At 71.1% G+C, this 23282-nt stretch carries 22 protein-coding genes and 1 pseudogene; 7 read left to right on the top strand and 16 right to left on the bottom strand.

The window, feature by feature from the left end; translation table 11 throughout:
* The first annotated feature begins 95 nt into the window (after window positions 1–95).
* From AB0O44_RS04555 to AB0O44_RS04540, 4 genes are read left to right on the top strand one after another with little or no spacing between them, the layout of a single operon-like run.
* Entirely contained in the window at window positions 96–1133 is a 1038-nt protein-coding gene (locus AB0O44_RS04555; RefSeq protein ID WP_364134828.1) for a thiamine pyrophosphate-dependent enzyme, read from the top strand.
* Complete coding sequence (locus tag AB0O44_RS04550; protein WP_364134825.1) at window positions 1126–2154, top strand: alpha-ketoacid dehydrogenase subunit beta; 1029 nt, start codon at window positions 1126–1128, stop codon at window positions 2152–2154. The genes AB0O44_RS04555 and AB0O44_RS04550 overlap by 8 nt, the downstream gene beginning before the upstream one ends.
* Window positions 2147–2476 (top strand): biotin/lipoyl-containing protein, encoded by a 330-nt coding sequence (locus AB0O44_RS04545; RefSeq protein WP_290257447.1) that lies wholly within the window; start codon window positions 2147–2149, stop codon window positions 2474–2476. The genes AB0O44_RS04550 and AB0O44_RS04545 overlap by 8 nt, the downstream gene beginning before the upstream one ends.
* Before the next feature lie 4 nt (window positions 2477–2480).
* Complete coding sequence (locus AB0O44_RS04540; RefSeq protein ID WP_364134822.1) at window positions 2481–3308, top strand: alpha/beta fold hydrolase; 828 nt, start codon at window positions 2481–2483, stop codon at window positions 3306–3308.
* A gap of 13 nt (window positions 3309–3321) precedes the next feature.
* On the opposite strand, the gene AB0O44_RS04535 is transcribed toward AB0O44_RS04540, so the two are convergent.
* The 3 genes and pseudogenes from AB0O44_RS04535 to AB0O44_RS04525 all read right to left on the bottom strand — a co-directional run bounded on the left by AB0O44_RS04535 (window position 3322) and on the right by AB0O44_RS04525 (window position 6753).
* A complete protein-coding gene (locus AB0O44_RS04535; protein ID WP_364134819.1) occupies window positions 3322–3837 on the bottom strand; it encodes a hypothetical protein in 516 nt (171 codons plus the stop codon).
* Window positions 3834–5150 carry a WXG100 family type VII secretion target gene (locus AB0O44_RS04530; protein WP_364134816.1) on the bottom strand — a complete coding sequence of 439 codons (1317 nt, stop codon included), beginning with the start codon at window positions 5148–5150 and terminating at the stop codon, window positions 3834–3836. The genes AB0O44_RS04535 and AB0O44_RS04530 overlap by 4 nt, the downstream gene beginning before the upstream one ends.
* A gap of 269 nt (window positions 5151–5419) precedes the next feature.
* Window positions 5420–6753 (bottom strand): annotated as a pseudogene (locus tag AB0O44_RS04525) (MFS transporter).
* 340 nt (window positions 6754–7093) lie between these two features.
* Between AB0O44_RS04525 and AB0O44_RS04520 the strand changes: the two are divergent.
* Entirely contained in the window at window positions 7094–7807 is a 714-nt protein-coding gene (locus AB0O44_RS04520; RefSeq protein ID WP_364134813.1) for a helix-turn-helix domain-containing protein, read from the top strand.
* Window positions 7808–7811: 4 nt separating this feature from the next.
* Here the strand turns inward: AB0O44_RS04520 and AB0O44_RS04515 are convergent, their stop codons facing one another.
* From AB0O44_RS04515 to AB0O44_RS04500, 4 genes are all read right to left on the bottom strand, one after another.
* A complete protein-coding gene (locus tag AB0O44_RS04515; RefSeq protein WP_364134811.1) occupies window positions 7812–9119 on the bottom strand; it encodes an MFS transporter in 1308 nt (435 codons plus the stop codon).
* A 136-nt stretch (window positions 9120–9255) separates the two neighbouring features.
* On the bottom strand, window positions 9256–12315 hold the full coding sequence (locus AB0O44_RS04510) for an SMC family ATPase (protein WP_364134808.1): 3060 nt from the start codon (window positions 12313–12315) through the stop codon (window positions 9256–9258).
* Window positions 12312–13484, bottom strand: a complete 1173-nt coding sequence (locus tag AB0O44_RS04505; RefSeq protein ID WP_364134805.1) for an exonuclease SbcCD subunit D — start codon at window positions 13482–13484, stop codon at window positions 12312–12314. Before AB0O44_RS04505 ends, AB0O44_RS04510 begins: the two co-directional genes overlap by 4 nt.
* Before the next feature lie 77 nt (window positions 13485–13561).
* Complete coding sequence (locus tag AB0O44_RS04500) at window positions 13562–14569, bottom strand: aquaporin (protein WP_364134802.1); 1008 nt, start codon at window positions 14567–14569, stop codon at window positions 13562–13564.
* Window positions 14570–14731: 162 nt separating this feature from the next.
* On the opposite strand from AB0O44_RS04500, the gene AB0O44_RS04495 reads away from it, so the two are divergent.
* The gene (locus AB0O44_RS04495; protein WP_364134799.1) at window positions 14732–15772 is read left to right on the top strand and encodes an ADP-ribosylglycohydrolase family protein; all 1041 of its coding nucleotides are present in this window, start codon (window positions 14732–14734) and stop codon (window positions 15770–15772) included.
* On the opposite strand, the gene AB0O44_RS04490 is transcribed toward AB0O44_RS04495, so the two are convergent.
* Window positions 15759–16349, bottom strand: a complete 591-nt coding sequence (locus tag AB0O44_RS04490; RefSeq protein ID WP_364134796.1) for a DUF4395 domain-containing protein — start codon at window positions 16347–16349, stop codon at window positions 15759–15761. The genes AB0O44_RS04495 and AB0O44_RS04490 overlap by 14 nt on opposite strands.
* Window positions 16350–16425: 76 nt before the next feature.
* On the bottom strand, window positions 16426–17445 hold the full coding sequence (locus AB0O44_RS04485; RefSeq protein ID WP_364134793.1) for an exonuclease domain-containing protein: 1020 nt from the start codon (window positions 17443–17445) through the stop codon (window positions 16426–16428).
* A 68-nt stretch (window positions 17446–17513) separates the two neighbouring features.
* Here AB0O44_RS04485 and AB0O44_RS04480 point away from each other — a divergent pair, with 68 nt between their 5' ends.
* Complete coding sequence (locus tag AB0O44_RS04480; protein ID WP_290257868.1) at window positions 17514–18281, top strand: VTT domain-containing protein; 768 nt, start codon at window positions 17514–17516, stop codon at window positions 18279–18281.
* 89 nt (window positions 18282–18370) lie between these two features.
* Here AB0O44_RS04480 and rdgB read toward each other — a convergent pair whose 3' ends face one another.
* From rdgB to clpS, 7 genes are all read right to left on the bottom strand, one after another.
* Window positions 18371–19021, bottom strand: coding sequence for an RdgB/HAM1 family non-canonical purine NTP pyrophosphatase (rdgB, locus tag AB0O44_RS04475; protein ID WP_364134790.1), 651 nt, complete (start codon window positions 19019–19021; stop codon window positions 18371–18373).
* Window positions 19018–19776: a ribonuclease PH gene (rph, locus tag AB0O44_RS04470; protein ID WP_290257430.1), complete on the bottom strand. Its 759-nt coding sequence runs from the start codon at window positions 19774–19776 to the stop codon at window positions 19018–19020. The genes rdgB and rph overlap by 4 nt, the downstream gene beginning before the upstream one ends.
* 33 nt (window positions 19777–19809) lie before the next feature.
* A complete protein-coding gene (locus tag AB0O44_RS04465) occupies window positions 19810–20607 on the bottom strand; it encodes an MBL fold metallo-hydrolase (RefSeq protein WP_364134788.1) in 798 nt (265 codons plus the stop codon).
* A complete protein-coding gene (murI, locus tag AB0O44_RS04460) occupies window positions 20604–21593 on the bottom strand; it encodes a glutamate racemase (RefSeq protein WP_364134785.1) in 990 nt (329 codons plus the stop codon). Before murI ends, AB0O44_RS04465 begins: the two co-directional genes overlap by 4 nt.
* Before the next feature lie 71 nt (window positions 21594–21664).
* Window positions 21665–22219 carry a DUF2231 domain-containing protein gene (locus tag AB0O44_RS04455; protein WP_364134782.1) on the bottom strand — a complete coding sequence of 185 codons (555 nt, stop codon included), beginning with the start codon at window positions 22217–22219 and terminating at the stop codon, window positions 21665–21667.
* A gap of 49 nt (window positions 22220–22268) precedes the next feature.
* Window positions 22269–22829, bottom strand: coding sequence for a DUF2017 domain-containing protein (locus AB0O44_RS04450; RefSeq protein WP_364134780.1), 561 nt, complete (start codon window positions 22827–22829; stop codon window positions 22269–22271).
* Window positions 22822–23187 carry an ATP-dependent Clp protease adapter ClpS gene (clpS, locus tag AB0O44_RS04445; RefSeq protein ID WP_290257425.1) on the bottom strand — a complete coding sequence of 122 codons (366 nt, stop codon included), beginning with the start codon at window positions 23185–23187 and terminating at the stop codon, window positions 22822–22824. Before clpS ends, AB0O44_RS04450 begins: the two co-directional genes overlap by 8 nt.
* Window positions 23188–23282: the final 95 nt, after the last annotated feature.

Below are 23282 nucleotides of genomic sequence, written 5' to 3'. Positions count from 1 at the left end.
CCCATGGAGACGTAGATGCCAGCAGCTTTTGGCAGATTGGCCAGCGTGTTATGGGCTGATTGCTCAACGCCTGGCCCGTGACTAGGGTCACAGCTATGGATACACTCCCGCTTGCGGTGTCCGGCGACGACGCCGCGCCGCTCACCCCCGACCAGCTGCGCGAGCTGTACACGCTGATGGCGGCCGTCCGGCACCTGGACACCTCCGCCATCGCATGGCAGCGCCAGGGCATCATTCCCGGCTACGCGCCCGAACTTGGGCAGGAGGCGGCCCAGGTGGGCAGCGCCTACGCCGTGGACACCAGCCGCGACTTCGTCTTCCCCACCTACCGTGAGATGGGCGTTGCCCGGACCATGGGCGTGGACATGGTGGGCTACATGTCCACCCACAAGGCCACCTGGCACGGCGGCCTCTACAACCCGCTGGAATCCCGGCTAGCCCCGATCCAGGCCGTCGTGGCCGGCTCTGTGCTGCACGCCGTCGGCTGGGCCCACGGTCAGACGCTGGAGAAAGCCGACGGCGTGGCCATGACCTACTTCGGCGACGGCGCCTCCTCCCAGGGCGACGTGCACGAGGCGCTGAACTTCGCCGCCGTCATGAAGTCTCCCGTGGTCTTCTTCGTGCAGAACAACGGCTGGGCCATCTCCGTGCCCACCGAACGCCAGGTTGCCGGCGGCTCCGTCGCCGCCCGGGCGGCCGGCTACGGCATGCCGGCGCTGCAGGTGGACGGTAACGACGTCGTCGCCGTCGCTGAGGCGACCCGCCGCGCCTTCGCCCACGCCCGCGCCGGGCACGGCCCGGTGCTGATCGAAGCCATGACCTACCGGCGCGGACCGCACTCGACCTCGGACGATCCGGGACGCTACCGCTCGCTCGATGAGGAGCGCGACGGCGCCGGCGCGGACCCGCTGGAGCGACTGAAGCAGCGGTTGCTGGCCGAGGGGATCGCCGACGAGGCGTTCTTCGCGGAGGCCCTCGCCGCCGCCAGGGCCGAGGAGGAAGCCATCCGCACCGGCATCCAGGCGCTCGGGTCCCGGCCCGGTGCGGAAATGTTTGACCTGGTCTTCCAGGAACCCACCCCGGCCCTGCAGGCGCAGGCGGCCAACTGGCGCGAGGAGTCCGAACATGTCTAGCCCGACCTTGGAAAGCGGCACCGCCACCACCGCGGCCGCCACGGTCACGATGTCCATGCAGCAGGCCCTGAACCGGGCGCTGGACGAGGTGCTGGCCGAGAACCCGAAGGCGGTGATCTTCGGCGAGGACTGCGGCCGGCTGGGCGGGGTCTTCCGGATCACCGACGGGCTGCAGGCCAGGCACGGCGCGCAGCGGGTCTTCGACACCCCTTTGGCCGAGTCGGGCATCCTCGGGATGTCGGTGGGCCTGGCCATGGCCGGCTTCCACCCCATCCCCGAGGTCCAGTTCGACGGCTTCGCCTACCCGGCAATCAACCAGATCGTCTGCCAGATCGCCCGGATGAACTACCGCAGCCGCGGCACGCTGCCGATGCCGATCACCCTCCGCGTGCCCAGCTTCGGCGGCATCCGCGCACCCGAACACCACGGCGAGAGCCTGGAGGCGCTTTTCGCCCACGTGCCCGGGCTCAAGGTGGTCTCGCCGTCGAACCCCCACGAGGCCTACCACCTGCTCAAGCACGCCGCCACCCGGCCCGACCCGGTGATCTTCATGGAACCGAAGTCCCGCTACTGGCAGAAGGGCGAGGTGGATACCGCCAATCCCGGCTCGCCGGAGGGCGCCAAGGTGATGCGCGAGGGCCGGCACCTGACCCTGGTGGCCTGGGGCGCGATGGTGGCCCGCTGCCTGCAGGTGGCCGAGCTCGCCGCCGAGGACGGGATCGAGATCGAGGTCCTGGACCTGCGCTGGCTCAAGCCGATCGACGCCGCCGCGCTGGCCGCCTCGGTGGGCAAGACGCGCCGCGCCGTCGTGGTGCACGAGGCGCCGCTGACCTCCGGCCTGGGCGCCGAGGTGGCCCAGCTGATCACGCAGGCCTGCTTCGACACCCTCAAGGCGCCGGTGGAGCGCGTCACCGGCTTCGACGTCCCCTACCCGTCCGGGGACCTGGAGGACGAATACATCCCGAACATTGACCGGATCCTCTTCGGCATCCAGCGAGTATTGGAGTACAAACGTGGCTGAACTTTCCTTCCCCCTGCCGGACCTGGGCGAGGGCCTGATCGAGGCGACGGTGCTGGAATGGCTCGTCGCCCCCGGCGACCAGGTGGAACGCAACCAGCCCCTGGTGGAGGTTGAAACCACCAAGTCCGCGGTCGAATTGCCCAGCCCCCAGGCGGGTAAGGTAGTGCGTATTCACGGCGGACCGGGTGAGAAGATCAACGTTGGCGAGCCGCTGATCGTGTTCGAGGTGCCGGATGACACCGCCGGCATCGTGGGCACGGTCCCGAAGGAAGAGGCACCGAAGCGCCGGGTCCGCCTGAGCGCCGTACTTGATGAGGACTGAGGCCATGAGCGGCAGGCACACCGGGGAACAGCACCAGCACACGGTCGAGGGCACCGACCCCCAGCTGTACGTCAACGTGGTCGACCCGCAGGACGACGCCGGCCTCCGCCCTGTGCTGCTGCTGCACGGCTTCTCCTCCTCCTCCAAGCTGAACTGGGAGGACACGGGCTGGATCACCGCCCTCACGCAGGCCGGCCGCCGCGTGATCGCCGTCGACCTTCCCGGCCACGGCCGCAGCGGCGCACCGGAGGACCGGGATTCCTACTCCCCCAGCCGGATCCGCGCCGACCTGCTCCAGATCGCGTTCGACGCCGGCGCGCGGCCCCTGCGCGACGGCGACCCGGCGTCCGGCCTGGACGTGATCGGCTACTCGCTGGGGTCCCGGCTGGCCTGGGAATTCGGCGCCACCCAGCACGAGCTGGTGCACCGCCTGGTCCTGGGCGGCCCCAACGTGGCGGACCCCCTGGCCGCGTTCGACCTGCCCGCCGCGCAGCGTTACCTGGCGGACGGAACCCCGATCGCCGACGACTCCACCGCGGGGCTGCTGAAGATGGCCCAGCTGCTGCCGAGCAACAACATCTTCGCGCTGCTGTCCCTGATCGAGGCGATCAAGGACGAACCCTTCGATCCGGCCGAGGCGGTCCCGCCGATGCCGATGCTGCTGGTGGCCGGTGAGAAGGACGAGCGGGCGGCATCCATGCCCGAACTGGCCGCGCTGGGCAGCAAGGCCGGGGCCCTGGTGGAGCAGCTGGTCCTGCCGGGCCGCAACCACACCAACGCCGTGACCAGCCGGGCCTTCAAGCAGGGGGCCATCGAGTTCCTCGGCGTCTAGGACCTGGCCCCGCTCAGTAGTCGGTCCCGGGGTCGGGCTTGCCCTCCATCTGGAAGCACGCCGACGAGGAGAGTGTGTAGAGCGCGTTCCGCTGCGGGTTGAACTCGATCGAATGCCGGAACCCCTCCCGGCTGACGATCACGAGTTCGGGGATCCCGTTGACGCTGGTCTTTTCCTCCACTGTCCAGCCTTCCTTGCCGGACCACGCGGCCTTGATCTGCTGCAGCAGCCCGGCGCCGTCCGCCTCCGGGGTGAGGACCAGATCCATCGTTCCCGGCCAGTAGTAGCTGTTGGCGTCACATTCGAAAAGGGCGCGGGAGGTCTCCGTCTGGGTCGTCGTCGCGATCTCCGCGGGGGGGACGACCGCCATCAGTTCCTGCTGCTGGCTGCGGGTTGACTGCTTCGCGGTGGTGAGGTCCATGCTGGGGCTCCCTGGATCGGCGGCGGGTGCACAGGCGGCCAGGATGGCAGCCAGGCAGGTAAGGGTCACGGCGGTGGACAGCCGGCGGGCGACCATGGCGGGGCTCATCGCCGGCCGCCGAAAATGAGTTTGGCGACGTCCTCGCGGGCCGCCCGGTTCCGCGCGTCCTGGGCGTTGGCAATCAGGCTGTGGTTGTCGATCTTGGCCATCGGATCCGTGGTGATCTTCACCGGGCCGAGGACGATGTTCCGCGCCGGGTCATCGTAGATGTGCTTGGTGAAGGCCGGATCGGCCAGCGGGTACTTATCCCCCACCAGGCCGAGGCCCTGGGCGGTGGCCAGCGCGTCGAAATCGTAGGCGAAGTGATCATAGGCGGTGCCGGGATCGGCCTTCCATCCCTCCGGCATCCAGGCTCCGGACAACGAAATCTGCCGGTCGTAGTGGGTACCGTACATTTCGGAGGATGCCACGGCGGCCTCGCCCCAGCTGTGGGACACCGCGACGGTGCGGGCGCCGGAGGGGTTCTGGTCCGCCAGGCCCGACTCAAAGGCGGCCAGTTTCCGTCCGGCCGCCTCGCCGAAGGCCTTGTCCGCCGACTGCCGGAAGGTCCCGTCCTGCGGGAACTCGCTGTTCTTGTAGACGAAGGCCGCCGTCCGGCCGGTGGGATCGGACTGCTGCAGGTACGCGGCCATCTTCTGGGCGCTGCCGGCGTAGAAGTCGCCAGCCGTCGCGAACGTGCCGGGCACATAGGTCAGGACCGTTGTGGTGCTGCTGTCATAGTCGCCGATCATCTGAATGAGGTTACCTTTCGCCGGGTCGTACGCCGCCAGGCGGATGTTCCCCTTGACCGTGTTCCTCAGGTATTGAGCCTCCTCCGTCGAACCCCTTCCCTCCCGCTCCAGCTCCGCCAGGCGCGTGCCGGCGGCGACGCGGTTCGCCTCGATCCTGGTGTCGACCGGCAGGCCGTCCGTGTTGCCGGCCGCGTAGGGGTAGAGCCGGAGGAAGTCGGCCCGGCCGGCCGCGTCCAGGCCGGCCCACCACCTTCCGACCTGGTGCGGCGTGAGTGCGGAGAGCGCAGCGGGCGTGAGCAGCACCGACGGCGGCGCGCCGGCCGGGGCGGTTGACGGCGGGCCGGCCGAAGGGGCGGCCCCGCCGGAGGGAGCCGGGGCCCCGGCTGCGGCACTGGCGCTCTCCTGCTGGTCGGCGTGGGCGGTGAGTTCGCGCTGCATCTGCTCCAGCCCCGCCACCGCCCGGGCCAGGGACTGCGCGTGGACGCGGTCCCATTCCGACCGGAAGGCCCCGGCGTCGTGCCCCTGCCAGTAGGCGGACCCGGCGATCTCCGCGCCAAGGCGGCGCTGCAGGGCACCCAGGCTGCCCGCCCCGCTGCCTGCGCGCGCGGCCAGGCTGCGCAGCTGTGCCACGTCCGCGCCATAAAGGGTCCCGGCCACTCAATCCCCCATTAGTCCACACATTGCATACGCGTCGGGCCGCGTCCGGCAGCCCACCGCGTCAGCCTACCGGGATTTTTCCATTTGATGGATGGATAGTGCTCCCCATCGATCCGGCGCGGCAGCCGCCGTCGTGCGCCCGGGGGCCGGGAACAGCGGCGCGGGGCCACGCGCTACCCCTCCGGTGGTACCGGATGAGCGCACGTGACCCCGCACGGTGTGCTGCCTGCCGGCAGCCGCGCCTAGTGGTGGCTGCTGACGCCCAGCGGGCGTCCCTTGGTTTCCTTGGCCAGCACGACGCCGACGGCGGAGATGACGCAGAGGATCATGATGTAGATACCGATCGAGCCGGTCCACTTGGTGCCCTGCAGCAGTGCCTCGGCGATGGTGGCCGCAAAGGCGCCGCCCAGGATCGCGCCGAAGGCGTAGCCGATGGAGATGCCCGAGTAGCGGACGTTGGCCGGGAACATTTCGGCGTACATCGCGGACATCGGACCGTAGGACAGGCCCAGGCCCACGGTGAGGACGAACAGGGCGATGCCGTAAAGCATGATGTCCTTGGTGTCGATCAGCGCGAACATCGGGATCATCCAGGCGAACACGATCGCGTAGCCGATCAGGAAGGTCTTGACCCGGCCGATCTTGTCCGAGAGCCAGCCGCCGACCAGGGTGAAGATAGCCAGCCGAAGGACGCCAGCGTGGTGGCCAGCAGGATCTGCGGGGTGGGCATCTTCAGTGTCTTGGTGGCGTAGGAGATGAAGAAGGCGATCAGCAGGTAGCCGGCGGCGTTGTTGCCGATGAAGATCAGCGTCGAGTAGAGGACGGCCTTCTTGTGCTTGCGGACCAGCTCGCCCAGCGGCGCCTTGCTTTCCTCCTTGCGCTCCTGCATCTCCTTGAAGACCGGGCTTTCGGCCACGGCACGGCGGATCAGGTAGCCGACGACGATCAGCACGATGGAGAGCAGGAACGGCACCCGCCAGCCCCAGCTGGCGAAGTCTTCCTTGGACATGCCGGTGTTGAGGAAGTAGAGCAGGCCGGTGGCGAGGATCATGCCGACCGGGACACCGATCTGCGGGTAGGCGCCGAAGAGTCCGCGACGGCCGGCCGGGGCGTGCTCGACGGCCATCAGGGCCGCGCCGCCCCATTCGCCGCCGGCGGAGAAGCCCTGGATGACGCGCAGCAGGATCAGCAGGACCGGGGCCCAGAAACCGATCTGTGCGTAGGTGGGCAGCACGCCGATCAGGGCGGTGGCTGCGCCCATCATCACCAGGGTGAAGACGAGCATGGCCTTGCGGCCGAGACGGTCGCCGAGGTGGCCGGCGATGATCGCGCCGAGGGGACGGAACAGGAAGCTGATGCCGATCAACGCGAACGAGAGGATCTGGGCCAGGCCCGGGTTGGAGGCGTTGAGCGGGGCGAGGAAGAGCGGGGACAGCAGCGTTGCTGTGAGTTGGGCGAAGATGAAGAAGTCGTACCACTCGATGGTGGTACCGACCAGCGTCCCGGCGAGGACCTTGCGTTCCTCATGTTTAGTGCTGGGGCCCGCCGCTGAATCGACGGTTGAAGTTGCGGTCATTGGAACTCCGTTGCTGGGGCAGAGGTACTGCCAGTGGGTGCTAAGTGTTGCTGTGCCTACCGATTTACTGATCGAACGGTCAGTTAGTATCGTGAGCCTACTACAAAAGTTGTGATAAGGCACACATTTTCGGTTGATGACGAGCCGATGTCGGTTCGGTGTGCTGTTCTATATTTGAACTTGCTGTTCATATATGGAACACTGCTGTGACACGCTACTGCACTGTGACCCCGCGCACAAGGGGCGCCCGTCCCGGCACGCCGTTACGGTCCCCTGCCGCCGTCGCGTCGCAGGAGCGGGCCGTGCGAACTTAGGAGCCGTGCAAATTTAGGATGGGCACATGACCCCCAACGCCGGCGTCCAGGCGCCCCCGTCCCAGACCCTCTCCCGCGGCATCCGCGCGCTGGAGATCCTCGCGGACGCCCCGGAACCCATGACCATCGCGGAACTGGCCGTTGCCATGGGAGTCCACCGCTCGGTGGCCTACCGGATCCTGCGGACCCTTGAGGACCACTCCCTGCTGGTCCGCGACGACGCCGGACGGGTCCAGCCCGGGCCGGGGCTGGCCGTCCTGGCGCGCGGGGTGTCCCGCAACCTGCAGACGGCGGCCCTGCCGGAACTGACCCAGCTGGCCAACTCCCTGGCCATGAGTGCCTTCCTGGCGGTCTGGGACCGGGATGACTGCGTCACGCTGGTCACCGTCGATCCGCGCCACGCCGGCCCCGCCGTCGTCCAGCACCCGGGATCGCGGCACCCGATCAACGCCGGCGCCCCCGGGATCGCCATCCAGTCCGCCTACACGGAGGACGAATGGCGTGCCCTGGCACCGGCAGTGCCGTACCGGGCCGAGGCCGCCACGGCCCGCCGGCTTGGCTACGCCGCCAGCCACGACGAGGTCATCCCGGGCGTCTCGTCCCTGGCCGTCCCGGTGCGCGTGCCCGGCGGGCGGCCGGCGGCCCTGGCCGTGGTGTACCTCAGGGCCGCCCAGGATCCCGCCGAGGTGGCCGCGGCCCTCGCCGCCGGCGCCGCCCGGATCGAGGCCCAGCTGGGCTGAGCCCCTAGGGCCGCCGGCGAAGGACGACGGCGGCGGCTGCTCCCAGCAGGAACAGGGCACCGGCCGCGCAGACAGGCACGATGAACGCCGTGGAGTAGCCGGCGGTCTGCGCCAGCTGGCCGGCCACGGAGGAGCCGATGGCCGTGCCGGCGACAATCCCGCTGGCCAGCGCGGTCATGACGGTCCCAAGCCGTCCCGCCGGCGCCACCAGGCCGCCGATGCCGAAGACTGTGACCATCAGCGGTCCCACCGGCAGGCCGAGGACCAGCAGCACCGCGATCATCGGCGGCAAGGAATCGGGCAGCAAGAGCAGCGGCGCGAGGGCCGTCATCAGGCCCGCGCAGGCAAGCCACCGGGCGCGGAGCCCGATCCGCCGCGGCCAGTACGCCACGGACAGGGCGGCCGCGGCGGAGCTCAGGCCCATCACCGCGTAGAGCAGGCCGGCCAGTTCGGAGCCGGCGAACCCGGCGGAGAACGAACTCAGCGACGTCTGGGTGGCGCCGAAGAAGGTCCCCATGCAGACCATGGCCAGAACGGGCACTGCAATCGCGACGGCGGCCCGGAGCCGGGCGGCGGTGGAGGACGGCGCCGCGGCGGCGGGGATCCCGGGCTCCTGCGTCCGGCGGGTGCGGGGCACGGCGAGGTGCGTGGGGTGGACGGCGAAGGCGGGCACCAGGGCCAGGGTCAGGACCGCGGCGATGGCCAGGGGCAGCCACGGGCTGAGCAGGCTGGCGATGAGGCCCACGAGCGCGGGGCCAAGCACGAAGGTGATCTCGTCGGCGGTGCTCTCGTAGGACAGTGCCGTGTCGAGGTCCCCGGGCCGGCCGGAGGTCAGGGCCATCCAGCGGACCCGGGCGAGCGGTCCCACCTGCGGGCAGCTGGCGCCGGCGATCAGGGCGGCGGCCAGGACCGGCGCGGCGGCGGCGAGGTCACGGGCGTCGGGCACCAGGTAGGCGGCGAGGATCAGGGCGGTCACGGCGGCGGCGTTCAGCAGGGCGGCGACGATCAGGACGCGCCGCTGGCCAAGACGGTCCGCGAGCGCGCCGAAGACGGGGGCGCCGGCCGCGGACCCGATCCCGACGGCGCCTGCCGCGGCACCGCCGACGGCGTAAGAGCCGGTGACCGCGGTGACGAGGGTGAGCGCCCCGACGGTGAGCATCGCCAGGGGCAGGCGGGCGGCAAGACCCAGGGGGATGAAGCCGCGCCCGGCGAGAACGGGGAGCCGGGCGAACCGGCCGCCTCGCTCCTGCTTCTGGGCCGGGGCGGAGACATCCGGGGACGCGTGAGGCGTCGATGAGGCTGAGGGGTTCATGGTTTCCGGGTTCGCTAAGAGGTGCGCATCGTCCCCCCTCCCGATGCGCGCGACCCGGTGACCGTCCCAGTATATCGGGCGGCACGTGCCGTGGCCTCCCCCGGGACGGCGTTCGAAGGGCAACTCCCGGCCGGACCTAGGCGGGCACCTCGTCGGAGATGTGCAGGGTCGATCCGTTCCGGCCCTTCACAACCTGCAGCTGGGTGGTGATCCGCTGCTTCATCTCGGCGACGTGGCTGACAAGGCCCACCACCCGGCCGCCGTCCCGGAGACCCTCGAGGGCATCCATGACCTGTTCCAGGGACTGCTCGTCCAGGCTGCCGAAGCCCTCGTCCACGAAGAGCGTCTCGATGTCCACGCCGCCGGATTCCATCTGCACCACGTCGGCCAGTCCGAGGGCGAGCGACAGCGACGCCATGAAGGATTCGCCGCCGGAGAGGGTGGCGGTATCCCGCCGCTGGCCAGTCCAGAGGTCCACGACTTCCAGACCGAGGCCGGACTTCTGCCCGCGGGAGGCCTTCGCGTCGGTGTGCTGGAGCGTGTACCGGCCGTCGCTCATGCCGATCAGCCGCTCGGAGGCCGCGTCGGCCACCTGCTCCAGCCGGGCGGCCAGAACGTAGCTGTTCAGGCTCATGCGGTAGCTGTTGTCGCCGCCGCCTCGGGCAGCCTCGGCCACAGCGGTCAGCAGCGCCGCCCGCTCCCGCGGTTCCCGGCCGGCTTCGGCCAGTTCGCTGTAGCGGGAACGGAGACCGGCCAGGGTCCGTGCCGAGGAGGCGGCCAGGCCGGCGGACACCCCGGCTTCCCGGGCCGCGTCCAGCGCCGCGACGGACTCGGACCTGAGCTGTTCGAGGGCACCGGCGGGGACCGGTCCCTGGTCGGCGAGTTCCGCGGCGGCCAGGACCAGGTCCTCCCCCGCGAACAGTTCCTCGAGGCGCGCGGTTTCGTCCCGTCCGGCACGGACCGCGGCTTCCAGGTTGGCGGCTTCGCGGGCGGACAGCAGCATCTCCCGTGCGGCGTTGGCGGAGTCGAAGCCGGCGGCGGGCAGGGCCTGCTCCAGCCGCTCCCGGGCCTCCGCTGTCCGGGCTTGTGCCTGCGCCAGGCTGACGGCGGCCGCGTCGGCGTCTTCGAGGAGGGCAACGGCCGAGTCCACGGCGGCGATGCGGCCGGCCAGTCCGGGGTGCCCGCTTCGGAGGCCCAGCAGGGTGGCGTCGAGCTCGGCGGCCTGGGTGTCCACCTCGACCACGGCGGCACGGGTCCGGGCCAGCTCGGCGGCGGAATCCTCCCCCGCGTCCTCGAGGGCGGAGATCTCCTCGTCCAGCCCCTCGCAGCGGTTCCGGGCGGCTTCGAGGTCTGCGGCAGCCTTCGTGGCCTCCGCGGCCCGTTCCCGGGCGCGCCCGGCATCGCTCAGCGCGTCCTCGAGGGCCGCGTCCCCGCCCTGGGCGGCGAGGACGGCCAGGTGTTGGCGGGCGTCGGCGAGTTCGCGGTCGAGGTCCTCGAGCACCGCTTCGGCCGCCTCGGCGGCGGCCTGGGCTGCCTGCTCGGCGTCGGCTATGGTCAGCGCGGAGGCCGCCAGCGGTGCCGGCGCGGGGTGGTCGGGGCTGCCGCAGACAGCGCAGGGCTCCCCCGGGTGCAGCTGTGCGGCCAGTTCGGCGGCGGCGTTGGCCAGGCGCTCCTCGCGGAGGTCCAGCCAGGCCTGGCGGCGGTCCTGGTGGGTGTCGCGGGCCACGCGGCGCCGCTCGGCCAGCCTGTCGCAGTCCTCCGCGGCCGCGGCGTGCCGCTTCACGACGGCCACGAGTTCGTCGGCCGCGTCGGCTTCCTTGACCCGAAGCTGGAGGTCGGCCGCCGCCTCTTCGAGCGGGGCCAGGGCATGCCGGAGCCCGAGGGCGTCCGCCCGGAGCGCTTCCAGCCGCGCCGCGGTGGCCGTGCCGGTGTCGGTGAGCCGTTCGACGTCCCGGTGCAGGCCCGCGGAGCGCGTGCGCAGGGCGGCGAGCCGTTCTTCGTCCGGCATCCGTTCGGCCAGGACGGCCCGGAGGCTGCGCAGTCGGGTGACGCCGGAGCGGAGCGCGGCGGGGTCGGGCCCGCCCTGGTGCGGGGCCAGGTCGGGCAGCGCCGCCAGTTCGGGATCGGTGGCAGCTGCGGCGTGCAGGACGGTGGCCGCAGCCTGGGCAGCTTCCCCGGCACGGTCCTCGGCGGCGGTGGCGCCGTCGAGGGTGTCGAGGTGTCCGCCCAGGACTTCCGCCTTACGGTGCCGGGCAAGCCGCTCTTCGGCGGTGCGCAAGTCCGGGGCAGCCGCCTCGGCCAGCTCCCGCCGCTGCCGGGCGGCCGTGAGGCGGGCCTGGCGGGCGGCCCGGGCCGCGAGAGATTCCGCACGGGCGGACAGGTCGGCGGCGGCGGCGTCGGCGTCCCGGGCGGCGGCGCGGCGGGCAGCGCCGGCCGCTTCCGCCTCGCGGCCGTACCAGTCCAGCAGCGCGGCGGGGTCGTCCTGCGAAACGTCTTCCGAACCGCCGTCGGGGTCGATCCCCAGCCCGGCGGCTTCGGTGCCGGCCCGGGCGACGAGCAGCGCCAGCTCGCCGTTGAGGGTCTCTACCTCGGCCCGGGCGGCTGCCGCCTTCCGGCCGAGCTCCTGTTCGACGGCCTCAAACCGCTGGGTCCCGAACAGGCTCTGCAGGAGGGCCAGGCGGTCCGCGGCCTTGGACCGCAGGAACGCGGCGAAGTCCCCCTGCGGAAGCATGACCACCCGGGTGAACTGGTCCCGGTCCATGCCCAAGAGGGCCGTGATCTCGGCCCCGGCCTCGTCGTTGCGGCCCGACTTTTCCACCCAGGTGCCGTCCACCCGCTCCCGGAGCAGGGTGTTCGCCTTTTGCTCGGTGAAGCCGTTCTTGCCCCGGGCGCTGGGCTTGTTCCAGGCCGGGGTGCGGGAGACCTCGAAGTGCCGCCCCTTGGCCGAGAATTCGCAGGTGACCCGCGGTTCGGCTCCCGCCTCGGCGTGGTCGCTTCGGAGCCGCTTGCCCTCCTGCCGGGCCCCGGGAACGGAGCCGTAGAGGGCGAAGCAGATGGCGTCGAGGACGCTGGTTTTACCGGCACCGGTGGCACCGTTGAGCAGGAACAGACCATGGGCGCTGAGCCGGTCGAAGTCGATTTCTTCCGTGCCGGCGAAGGGGCCGAACGCGGAGATTTCCAGGCGGTGGATCCTCATCGGGATACCCCTTCCAGCCGGACCGCTTCGAGTGCCTCGGCAAGGACGGCCGCCTCGGCCTCGGCCGCGCTCCGGCCGCGGACGTGTTCCAGGAAGCCGCAGCAGACGGAGAGGTCGTCGACGGCGGAGGCGAGCCGGCTGCTGTAGCTGGTCTTGGGCGCGTCCTTGGCACCCTCGGGGTCGAAGCCGAGCACGAGGGTATCCGGGAAGCGGGCGCGCAGCCGTTCCATGGCCTGGGCGGGGCGTTGGGCGTCCGTCAGCGTCACCTGGCAGTACGCCGCCTCGGCCCACACCAGCCCGTCGTCGGCGAGCAGCTCCTCGAGCGTCCCGCGGAGCACCGCCAGTTCTCGCGGGGCTTCCCAGTGCACCTCCGTGACGCTGTCCACACCATCGGCCGTGATGTCCACCAGCCAGCCGCCCTTGCGGTGACGGGCCTCGGAGAAGGAGTAGGCCAGGGGCGATCCGGAGTAGCGGACCGCCGGGGACAGTTCCTGCCGGCCGTGCAGGTGGCCGAGTGCCACGTAGGAGAACCCGTCGAACAGATCCAGCGGCACCGCACCGACGCCGCCGATGCTCAGGTCGCGCTCACTGTCGGAGCTGATCCCGCCGCTGGCGAAGGTGTGGGCCAGCACAACGGAGTGGACCGTGCGCCCGGCGGACCGGGCGGCGAGGTCGGCGCGGACCAGGGTCGTGGCGGCACGGGTGACCTCGAAGTGGCTGGCCGTGTCCACGCCGAGGGCGCCGGCGACCAGCCGGGGTTCCAGCCAGGGGATGCCGTAGATCGCAAGCTGCGGGCCGGCGTCGTCGCCGTTGAGGGGCAGCAGCAGGGGCGTGGCGAGGTCGTCGAGCCTGGTCCGCAGGTGCACGCCGCCGCGTTCCAGCAGCCGGGAAGCGAAGCCGAGCCGGATGGCGGAGTCGTGGTTGCCGCTGGTCAGCACCACCGCGGCGCCGGCGTCGGTCAGCCGCACCAGGGCGTCGTCCAGGAGACCGACGACGTCGACGCCGGGCAGCGCACGGTCGTATACGTCGCCCGCGATGAGGACGACGTCGACCTTTTCGTCGCGGACGAAGGCGACCAGCTGGTCGACAAAGGACCGCTGCGCTTCAAGCATTCCGACGCCGTGGAACGACCGGCCCAGATGCCAGTCCGAGGTGTGCAATAACCGCATATAACTACGCTAACGGCTGGCACTGACACTCAAGCGCAGGCCCGGCGTCGAGGCCATGTATCGGTGTGTGAGAACGCTTACGGGGTGCGCTTGTCGAAGAAGTCGCGGGCCTCGTCGGCGAGGGCAGGGGCAGCCTTCGCCGGGGCTGTGGGTGCGGTCTCCACGACGTCGACGTCGCTACCCTCGGCTTCCGGATCGGCGGCATCCACGCCCGCTACCTGCCGATCCTCAACCTCCGGGTCCACGATGTTTGGGTCCCCGGCCACGGCAGTGGAATCGGCGGCCACGGCGTCGGGGGCGACGACGGCAGCCTGGGAGAATCCGCGGAAGACCAGGCCGGCAACGGCCGCGCCCACCAGCGGGGCCACCCAGAAGAGCCAGAGCTGGCCCAGGGCATCCGGGCTGCTAAAGATCGCGGAGGCGGTGGCACGGGCCGGGTTGAAGGGGGTGTTGCCGATGCTTTGTCCCAGCTGCAGCAGGCCGGCGTAGCTCAAGCCCACGGCGTAGGGCGCAGCGGTGCGGGCGGGGTTGCGGCCGGCGCTGGTGCCGAGGAAGACCGCCACCAGCAGGGCCGCGCCGAGCACCTCCACCAGGAGGACGCCGGGCATCGGGGCCTGGATGATCGAGCGTGAGTCGAAGCCGGCGGCAACCGTGTCGAAGGCGCTTTGGGTGCCGTTGAGCTTGGGCAACGTGCGCAGCACGCCGAAGAGGGCCAGGGCACCGAGCAGGGCACCCACCAACTGCGCCGCCACGTACGCGGCACCCTCAACCAGCCGGGTCCGGCCGGCAATTATGTGGCCCACCGTGACGGCGGGGTTGAAGTGGCCGCCACTGAGGTACCCGAAGGCAAGCATGGCGGCGGTAAGGCCCAGGCCGGCGGCCAGCGGGGCCGGAAGCGGGTTGTACTGCGGCACCGCGAACATCGGGACGCCGAGTCCGATCACGACCGCCAGCAGCGTCCCCAGGCCCTCGGCGGACAACCGGGCCAGCAGCCCGGGCCGTCCGACGGCGGGCTGAACAGCAGCCGGTGCCTGGTCGGAGGGCGGAACGGCGGCGGGCCGGGCATCGGGCGCGGGGTGTGTCATCTCGTGGGGTTTCCTTCGCTTCGGGTCGGGTGCCGCCAGCAGTCTTCCAGCGAAGTCTGGACGTTCGCTGGATCCGGGCCGCACGACCGGCCTCGTTCGACGGCCACGGCAAACGCGGCAACCGCGTCAGGCCCGTGGGTCCGGGACGGTAAATTTGAAACCATGAACGAGCAGCCCCCGGTCCCGTCGCACGAATCCCGCATCCACGGCTGCCTGCTGGGCGGTGCCCTCGGTGACGCGCTGGGCGCCTCCGGCGGCAGCGCCGCCGGAACGGACGGAACCGGCGTCCTCTCCGGCCGCACCCGGATGACCCTCTATACGGTGGACGGCCTGCTGGAGGCACTGGAGTGGGCCAATTCGGGGATGGCAGCGGACGCGAACGCCTGCCTCTGGTTGGCCTACCTGCGCTGGCTGGGCACCCAGGGGGTGTCGCTGCCGGAGGCGGCCCCGTTCCAGCCGCCGCGTTGGATTGACGGTCACGGCCTGCCGCGGGAGTCCCGCTCCCCCGACCCGGATTCCGTCGCCGCCCTGGTCACCGGCGAGATGGGGACGGTGCAGCGGCCGCTGAACCCGGACTCACGCGGCGGCGGCGCCCTGCTCCGCTCGGCGCCTTTCGGCCTAGTGCCCCACCTGGACGCCGCTGCCGTCTACAAGCTCAGCGCTGACGCGGCGGCACTCACGCACGGGCACCCCTCCGCCCGGCAGAGCGCCGGGGTCCTGAGCCTCACCATCCGGGCCCTGGCCCTGGGCGCGGGCCTGGCGGAGGCCGCCGGCGAGGCGGTCACCCATCTGGCAGGGGCCCCGCTCCCCCGCGGCGAGGACGCCGACACCGGCGTGCTGGAAACGCTCACCGCGGTACTCCGGGCACCGGAAATCTATGCCGCCTCCGCCGGCGGCGCGGACGCCGCGGGCCTCCTCGCCGTCGCACTGTCGGCGGTTTTGAAGACGGAGCCGGACGCCACGCACGACGGCAACGACCCGGAGACGGGCCGGACCCACTTCCGGGCGGCCGTCACCGCGGCGGCTGAGCGGGCGGACGATGCCGCCGGCGCGGCCGCCCTCGCCGGTTACCTCCTGGGCGCCCACTACGGAGCGGCGGCCCTCCCGGCGGACTGGCTGGCGGAACTGGAAGCCCCGGAACCGGAGGCCGTGGCACTGGTGAAGGGCATGGCCGAGCGGCTGGCGGCGGTTACCGGCGCCTGAACGAGACGTTGTTGCAGGCCTCGCAGACGTCGGCCGGGATGAGTCCCCGGCGCTGTAGCAGGCCGAAGATGGCGCAGCCCAGGCAGAAGCCGGCCAACGCCTCGAGCGAGGCCGCCACGATCAGCAGGCCCAGGAGGACCCAGGCGGCGGGCGCCACGCCCGTGGCGAAGAGAATGGCCGCCGTCGTCGAGAGGGCGGCGCCGATGCCCTGGGCGAAGCGCTTGGGCGGCCCAGGGACCAGCCGCTTCCGGCCAAGCGCCGGCGTGAGCACCTTGACCGAGAGGATGCCGAAGGGCGAGATCCGCGGCCCGAAGAGCACCCGCAGCCAGAAGCCGACGGCGATGACGGCCAGGCCCCAGCCGGAGCCCGTGAGCAGGGTCGCCACGGACAGCAGCACCACGAGCGCCGCCGTGATGCGGGCGGAGTATTCGTTCACCGGATTGGGGAAGGCGAAGACCCTGCCCCAATCCACTCCGCCGCGGGCGGGCGGCACGGTGACGAGGTTGGCCTGAGCAGTGTCGAAGCTGACCGGGCCCCGGGAGGCCGGGCGGGCAGGTGAAGAGATCAGTTTGCTCATCATTTAAAGCTAAAAGCCCCGGGCGCGGGGCCGAAATGAATGTTGCGTCATGTGAAGCCGGCCGAAACCGTCGGCCTCAGACCGCCCGGGCCGCGGGGGCGGAGTGGCCGCCCACCATCTGCAGGAATTCACCCTCTGACAGGACCTCGATGCGCTGCCCGCGCTGATGCAGCTCCAGCACGCGCCGGGCCTTGCCCGTCAGCCGGCCGGAACGCAGGTCCGCCGCGACGAAGCCGTCGCCCACCACCAGGACCGTGGTCCGCCCGGTCACCCGGCTCTCCGGCGCTGCGCCCAGCTCGGCCGAGCGCACCTTGGCCTCCTGCCTAGGGATGGCCAGTTCGCCGGTGAAGACCACCGTCTGGCCGAAGAGCGGGTGCCCCGGTTCGGCCAGCGGGTTGGGCGGCGGGTTTTCACCCTCCTCCGGCCAACCGGCGCGGTACGGGCGGATCACCGCCGGGCCCTGTCCGGCGGCGAGCGCCTCCAGCGCCGACTGGCTGGCCTTGGACAGCGGGTCGCGCCGCGGGTCGAAGGCCGGCTGACGGGACACGGTGATCCCCAGTGACAGGTAGAGTTCGGCGATGCTGGCGGCGCCGTTGCGGGCCGCGATATCGATCAGGATCCCGGCGCAGGCACGGGCATCCTCGGCTGCGTCGTGGTGGTTGACCAGCGGCACGCCCGCCTCTTCCGCCGCGTAGGGCAGGGAGTTGGAGACCAGCGAATAGCAGCGGCGGGAGAGCATCACGGTGCAGACGTAGTCGTAGGCCGGCCCCGGCAGGCCGGAGACCTCGAGGCCGGACCGGATGACGCCCAGGTCGAAGGCCGCGTTGTGGGCGGCCAGGATGTCCTCGCCGATGAATGCGCCGATCTCCGGGAAGAGCTCACCGAAGCGGGGCCGGCCGGCGACGTGCTCGGGCCGGATGCCGTGGATGCGCACGTTGTGGTGGTCGAAGATGTCGTGGCCGGCGGGAGGACGCATCAGCCAGGACGCCTCCTCCACCACGACGCCGTTGCGGACCTTGCTCAGGCCGACCGAGCATGCGGAGCCCCGGAACCCGTTCGCCGTCTCGAAGTCGATCGCCGTAAAGTCCAAAGCCACGCCCCATACTTTACCGCCGGAACCGGCAGGCCCTTCTCCAGTACGCTTGGAGGGTGAACCCAAATACCCTGCACGACCTCGCCGTGTCCACCCTCGGCGGCGCCGGCCCGGTCCAGCCGCACATGGCCTCGTTCCTGCCCGATTGGCTCAACCCCCAAGTCTTCCTGGCCGATCCCGCCCTGGCCCCCTGGGTCGTCCTGCTGGTCTGCGGCATCATCTTCGCCGAGACCGGCCTGCTGGTCGGTTTCTTCCTGCCGGGTGATTCCATGCTGTTCACCGCGGGCCTGCTGGTCGCCACGGGCACCATCCAGTTCAACATCTGGGCGTTCGCCGCCCTGATCGTGGTCTCCGCGATCATCGGCAACCAGGCCGGCTACCTGATCGGCTCCAAGGCCGGCCCCGCGATCTTCAACAAGCCCGACTCCAAGCTCTTCAAGCGCGAGAACGTCGAGAGCGCCCACGCGTTCTTCGAGAAGCACGGCGGCAAAGCCCTGATCCTGGCCCGCTTCGTCCCGATTATCCGCACCTTCGTGCCGGTGATCGTAGGCGTCGCGCAGATGAGCAAGCGCAAGTTCTTCCTCTACAACGTCATCGGCGCGGCGCTGTGGGGCGGCGGCGTGACGCTGCTGGGCTACCTGCTGGGCGACACCGTGCCGTGGGTCCGCGACAACCTGGACATCATCTTCATCGTGATCGTCCTGGTCTCCGTGGTGCCGATCGCCATTGAGGTCATCCGCGGCATGATCGCCAAGCGCCAGGCCGCGAAGTACGGCACCGACGTCGTCGATGAATTCATCGAGGAACACGAGCCCGAAGAAGAGCGCAAGACGCCCTGACCCCCGCCGCGGCCTGAACCGTCACAACGCACAAAGGATGGCGTCCCACCGAGGTGGGGCGCCATCCTTTTTTGCAGTGCTAAACGCGGTTACCGTCCGGCCAGTGCCTCCACGATCGCCGGCAGCAGCGCGCGGAAGGCGTGCCCGCGGTGGCTGATGGCGTTCTTCTCCTCCGGGCTGAGCTCGGCGCAGCTGCGGTCCAGCCCGCTCGGCTGCAGCACCGGATCGTAGCCGAAGCCGCCGGCGCCGCGCGGCTCGCGCAGCAGGGTGCCCTCCAGCTGGCCGTACTCCACTACCTCACGTCCCTCCCCCGCCGCCGACGCGGGAACGGCCAGCGCGGCGGCGCAGACGAACGCGGCGCCGCGGAAGCCGTCCGGGACGTCGGAGAGCTGGTTCAGCAGCAGTTCGAGGTTCGCGGCGTCGTCGCCGTGCCGGCCGGCCCAGCGGGCGGAGAAGATCCCCGGCGCCCCGCCGAGCACGTCCACGGCCAGGCCGGAGTCGTCCGCAATCGACACCAGCCCGGTGGCCTCCGCCACGGCGCGGGCCTTCAGCAGCGAGTTCTCGGCGAAAGTCACGCCGGATTCGACGACGTCGGGAGCCCCCACGGCGCCGGCGTCCACCACCTGCGTGTCCACGTCCAGGCCCGGGATCTGCCCCCGGAGCAGCTCCCGGAGCTCCCGGAGCTTACCCTGGTTGTGGGTGGCGAGAACGAGGACAGGTGCGGCTGCCTCGCCGCTCACGGGGCCTCGGCCAGGGTCTCGCGCTGGATCGCGGCGAGCTGTTCGGTGCCCAGCAGGGCCAGGTCCAGCAGCTTGTTCAGCTCGTCCCGGTCGAACGGGGCGCCCTCGGCGGTGCCCTGGACCTCGACGAACTTGCCGGAGCCGGTCACCACCACGTTCATGTCGGTCTCGGCGCGGACGTCCTCGACGTAGGGCAGATCCAGCATCGGAATGCCGTCGATGATGCCCACCGAGACGGCGGCGATGGTGTCAGTCAGCGGCTCGGCGTTGCGGGCGATCAGCTTGTTCTCCCGGGCGTAGCGGATCGCCTCGGCGAGGGCGACGTAGGCGCCGGTGATCGCCGCGGTGCGGGTACCGCCGTCGGCCTGGAGCACGTCGCAGTCCAGCACGATGGTGTTCTCGCCCAGGGCCTTGGTGTCGATGATGGAGCGGAGGGAGCGGCCGATCAGGCGGGAGATCTCGTGGGTGCGGCCGCCGATCTTGCCCTTGACGGATTCGCGGGCGGAGCGGGTGTTCGTGGCCCGGGGCAGCATGGCGTACTCGGCGGTGACCCAGCCGCGGCCCTCGCCTTTGAGCCAGCGGGGCACGCCCTCGGTCAGCGAGGCGGTGCACAGCACCCGGGTGTTGCCGAATTCGATCAGCGCGGAGCCTTCGGCCTGGTTGGACCAGCCGCGGGTGATGCTGATGGGGCGGAGCTGGTCCGGGGTCCGGCCGTCGGCGCGGAGAACGGGGGCAGTGGGAGCTTCGGAAGTCATGCCCCCTAGCTTATCGACAGCCGGGCGGCCCGGTCAGACGGTGTAGTGCACCCCGGCGACGGCGACGGCGACGTGCGGTCCGAAGACCTCCTTCGCCTCCGCCATCACGGTCGTGTGCGAGGTCCAGACCGGGATGTGCGTGAGCAGCAGCCGGCGGGCGCCGGCGGCGACGGCGGCCTCGCCGGCGCGCCTGCCGGTCAGGTGCACGTCCTTGATGCCGTCGTCGCGGCCCTCCTCGAAGGCCGCCTCGCAGAGGAACAGGTCCGCGTCCCGTGCGGCATCCTCAAGCCCGGTGCAGGAGTCGGTGTCACCGGAGTAGCTGAGCACCCGGGTCACCGGGTTGCCGTCCTTGTCCGGCTCGGTGACCTCCACACGCAGGGCGTAGGCCTCCTCGACGGGGTGGTTAACCGCGTACGGGGTGATGGTAAAGGGCCCCATCGTCACCGGGCTCCGTTCGGCCCAGTTGCTGAAGTCGAATTCCTCGTGCATCCCCGGGTCGAGGTCCAGCCCGTAGGCCGTGGCCATCCGGTCCGCCGTCGCGGCCGGCCCCCAGACGGGGATCCGCCCGCGGCCCCAACCGCCCGGCTTCCAGCGCACCGCCACGTGCAGGCCGCAGAGGTCCATGCAGTGGTCCGGGTGGAGGTGGGTGAGGAAGATGCCGTCGATGTCCTCGAGGTCGGTGTAACGCTGGATCGCTCCGAGCGCCCCGCTGCCGAGGTCCAGCACCACCTTCCAGCGCCGCTCGCCGTCGTCGGCGGTCAGCAGGTAGCACGACGCCGGCGAGCCGGGGCCGGGGAACGAGCCGGTGCACCCGACGATGGTGAGCTTCACAGGCCGCTGGTCCGCGGCGGGGAGATCTGCGCGGCGGAGGAGACGAAGTTGGAGATCCGGGGCCGGCCGACGGCGGCCTGGGCGGCGGCGATCATCTCCGGGGTGATGCGGGCCAGGCTGCCGGTGGGGTACTGCGCCGCGACGTGGTCCACGTGCCGGACGCTGAGCACCTCCGGGCCCAGGAAGCGGCGCGCCAGGTGTTCGAACTGCGCGGCGTCCCCGGTGGCGATGAAGTTGTGTTCCGGGGCGGTGCTGCCGGCGCGTTCCAGCCCGCGGGAGGCCAGGGCCCGGTAGACGTCCTTGGCGGTTTCCTCGGCGCTGGAGACGAGCGTGACGTCCTCGCCCATGACGAAGGAGATCACGCCGGTCAGCAGCGGGTAGTGCGTACAGCCGAGCACCACGGTGTCCACCTTGGCGGCGATCAGCGGGGCGAGGTATTCGCGGGCCACGGCCAGCAGCTCGGGGCCGGTGGTGATGCCGGCCTCGACGTAGGGCACGAAGGCCGGGCACGCCGCGGAGGTGATCTGCAGGTCCGGCGCCGCGGCGAAGGTGTCCTCGTAGGCGCGGGAGCCGACCGTAGCGGAGGTGCCGATGACGCCGACGCGGCCGGTGCGGGTGGCGGAGACGGCCCGGCGGACCGCGGGCTGGATGACCTCGATGACGGGGATGCCGTAGCGGGCGGTGTAGCGTTCGCGGGCGTCGCGGAGCACGGCGGCGGAGGCGGAGTTGCAGGCGATGGTCAGGAGCTTGACCCCGGAGTCGACCAGTTCGTCCATGACGCCAAGGGCGTTGGCGCGGACCTCGGCGATCGGCAACGGGCCGTAGGGGCCGTGCGCGGTGTCGCCGACGTACAGGATGGACTCGTTGGGCAGCTGGTCGATGATGGAGCGTGCCACCGTGAGGCCGCCGACGCCGGAGTCGAAAACGCCGATGGGGCGTTCGGCCAGTGCCGAGGTCTCGGGGTCCGTGCTCGATGCTGAAGTCATGGTTCTACGAGAATAGGGCTTCGCCCCGGGCGGGACCATGACATTGTGTCGAGCAACTCGTGTGCAATGGATCACACGGCGGCGGCGGAACGGCGGGCGGTGCCGCGGTTCAACGCCAGGTGGCCGCCGAGGAATCCCGCGGCCGCGGCCACCGCATTACCGGCCAGGCCCAGCCGGACCCCGGCCGCGTGCCGGCCGCGCAGCCGGGCGATCAGCGAGCCCAGGAAGAGAAAGGTTGCGGCGTCGGTGCCGAGGGCGTGGACGGCGCCGATCCGGTGCTCCTCCCCCTCCGTCTCGGACCAGTCCGCGGCACCGGCAAACGCCGTCGGAACCGCCGCCGCGAGGCCCGCAGCGGTCAGCACCGTGGCCGCAGGCCGGGAGGCAGGACCGCCGGTTATATCCAGGATCGCGGCGCTGAGCCAGCAACCCAGGGTGACGTCGGTGAGCATCGGGTGGACCGAGTGGCCGAGGGTTCCGCTGTGCAGCGGGGTGCGCCGCGCCCAGTCGATGACCGGCCCGTAGATCGCCTCCTGCGCGGCGCCGATCCGGCCGGCAGCGGCACTGCGGCCCAGGGCCCCGGTGAGGCGCTCCGGGAGGGAAAACTCGTCGCGGGAAAGTCCGTCCACGGCGGATCACGCTACGCCGCTGGCTGGGGGGTGTACAGGGCCGGGCGGCCTAGGCCTCGAGGGACGCCAGCATCGCCTGGATGAGGGATTCCTGCAGCCAGGTGGTGAAGTTGTAGACCAGGGCCAGATAGCTTTCGACGTCTTCGGCCTGGGACCAGTCCTGCATCCGGTGCACGTGTTCGGCGTCGGCGTCGTCGCGGATGTCGAGGCGCTCGGCGAGGACCAGGCGGACGTCGTTGAGCGCGGTGGACCAGTGCCGGGCGTCGGCGGGGGTCAGCACCAGTTCCTCCTTGTCGAGGCCCAGCGAGGCGGCCTTCAGGGCGCCGATCTTGCTCTCCCGCAGCGAGCGCTCCGTGTACCGGCGGAACTCCAGGGAGGCCTCGGCGTCGTTCTTGGAGACGTTGGGCAGCAGCCGGCGCAGGGCGCGGTCGGAGGGTTCACGCGCCTCCGTGTCCAACCCCACGAGGGCCGCGAGTGGATCCTCATTGGCGCGTTCGTGCGGCTCCAGCATGGAGATGACGTCGTCGAAGAGGCTGCGCAGCAGGTCGCGCTCGGCCGGTTCGAGGTAGCCGGTGATGCCCTTGAGGCCGTATTTGAATGCCTTAGCCACGTTTTCCCTTGCCCTTGCCCGATCCGTTGCCGGGGCCGCCGCTGGCCTTCTCCACGGTGGCCCAGAGGCCGTAGCCGTGCATGGCCACCGCGTGCTGTTCGACCTGTTCCTTGCTGCCGTGCGCCACGATGGAGCGGCCCTTCTTGTGGACCTCCAGCATGAGCTTGGTCGCCTTGGCCTCGGAGTAGCCGAAGTAGCTGCGGAAAACGTAGCTGACGTAGCTCATCAGGTTCACGGGATCGTTCCAGATCACGAGGTTCCAGGGGATGTCCGGGGCCGTCAGGACGTCGGTGGACGTCGCCGTTCCGGTGTGGGTGCCGGCCTCGGTATCGGGGCCAAGCGCAACGCTGAGGGTCATTGGTCCATTCTATGGCGATGAAGATGGCCTCCGCCCCGGGTCGAGTCCGCGGAGCGCGACGAGGGAGCCGGTGGGTGGGCCCCCGACGGCGAGGG

The sequence above is a fragment of the Arthrobacter sp. NPDC080082 genome (genome assembly GCF_040686595.1).
Classification (GTDB): Bacteria; Actinomycetota; Actinomycetes; order Actinomycetales; family Micrococcaceae; genus Arthrobacter.
The sequence above is the reverse complement of the archived record's forward strand: the minus strand, read 5'-3'. Positions and strand labels throughout refer to the sequence as shown.

Bases quoted from the DNA above. Each gene is read 5' to 3' on its own strand.
- AB0O44_RS04555 (WP_364134828.1), top strand. From the start codon at position 96: ATGGATACACTCCCGCTTGCGGTGTCCGGCGACGACGCCGCGCCGCTC.
- AB0O44_RS04550 (WP_364134825.1), top strand. From the start codon at position 1,126: ATGTCTAGCCCGACCTTGGAAAGCGGCACCGCCACCACCGCGGCCGCC.
- AB0O44_RS04540 (WP_364134822.1), top strand. From the start codon at position 2,481: ATGAGCGGCAGGCACACCGGGGAACAGCACCAGCACACGGTCGAGGGC.
- AB0O44_RS04535 (WP_364134819.1), bottom strand. From the start codon at position 3,837: ATGAGCCCCGCCATGGTCGCCCGCCGGCTGTCCACCGCCGTGACCCTT.
- AB0O44_RS04520 (WP_364134813.1), top strand. From the start codon at position 7,094: ATGACCCCCAACGCCGGCGTCCAGGCGCCCCCGTCCCAGACCCTCTCC.
- AB0O44_RS04515 (WP_364134811.1), bottom strand. From the start codon at position 9,119: ATGAACCCCTCAGCCTCATCGACGCCTCACGCGTCCCCGGATGTCTCC.
- AB0O44_RS04510 (WP_364134808.1), bottom strand. From the start codon at position 12,315: ATGAGGATCCACCGCCTGGAAATCTCCGCGTTCGGCCCCTTCGCCGGC.
- AB0O44_RS04505 (WP_364134805.1), bottom strand. From the start codon at position 13,484: ATGCGGTTATTGCACACCTCGGACTGGCATCTGGGCCGGTCGTTCCAC.
- AB0O44_RS04500 (WP_364134802.1), bottom strand. From the start codon at position 14,569: ATGACACACCCCGCGCCCGATGCCCGGCCCGCCGCCGTTCCGCCCTCC.
- AB0O44_RS04495 (WP_364134799.1), top strand. From the start codon at position 14,732: ATGAACGAGCAGCCCCCGGTCCCGTCGCACGAATCCCGCATCCACGGC.
- AB0O44_RS04490 (WP_364134796.1), bottom strand. From the start codon at position 16,349: ATGAGCAAACTGATCTCTTCACCTGCCCGCCCGGCCTCCCGGGGCCCG.
- rph (WP_290257430.1), bottom strand. From the start codon at position 19,776: ATGACTTCCGAAGCTCCCACTGCCCCCGTTCTCCGCGCCGACGGCCGG.
- murI (WP_364134785.1), bottom strand. From the start codon at position 21,593: ATGACTTCAGCATCGAGCACGGACCCCGAGACCTCGGCACTGGCCGAA.
- clpS (WP_290257425.1), bottom strand. From the start codon at position 23,187: ATGACCCTCAGCGTTGCGCTTGGCCCCGATACCGAGGCCGGCACCCAC.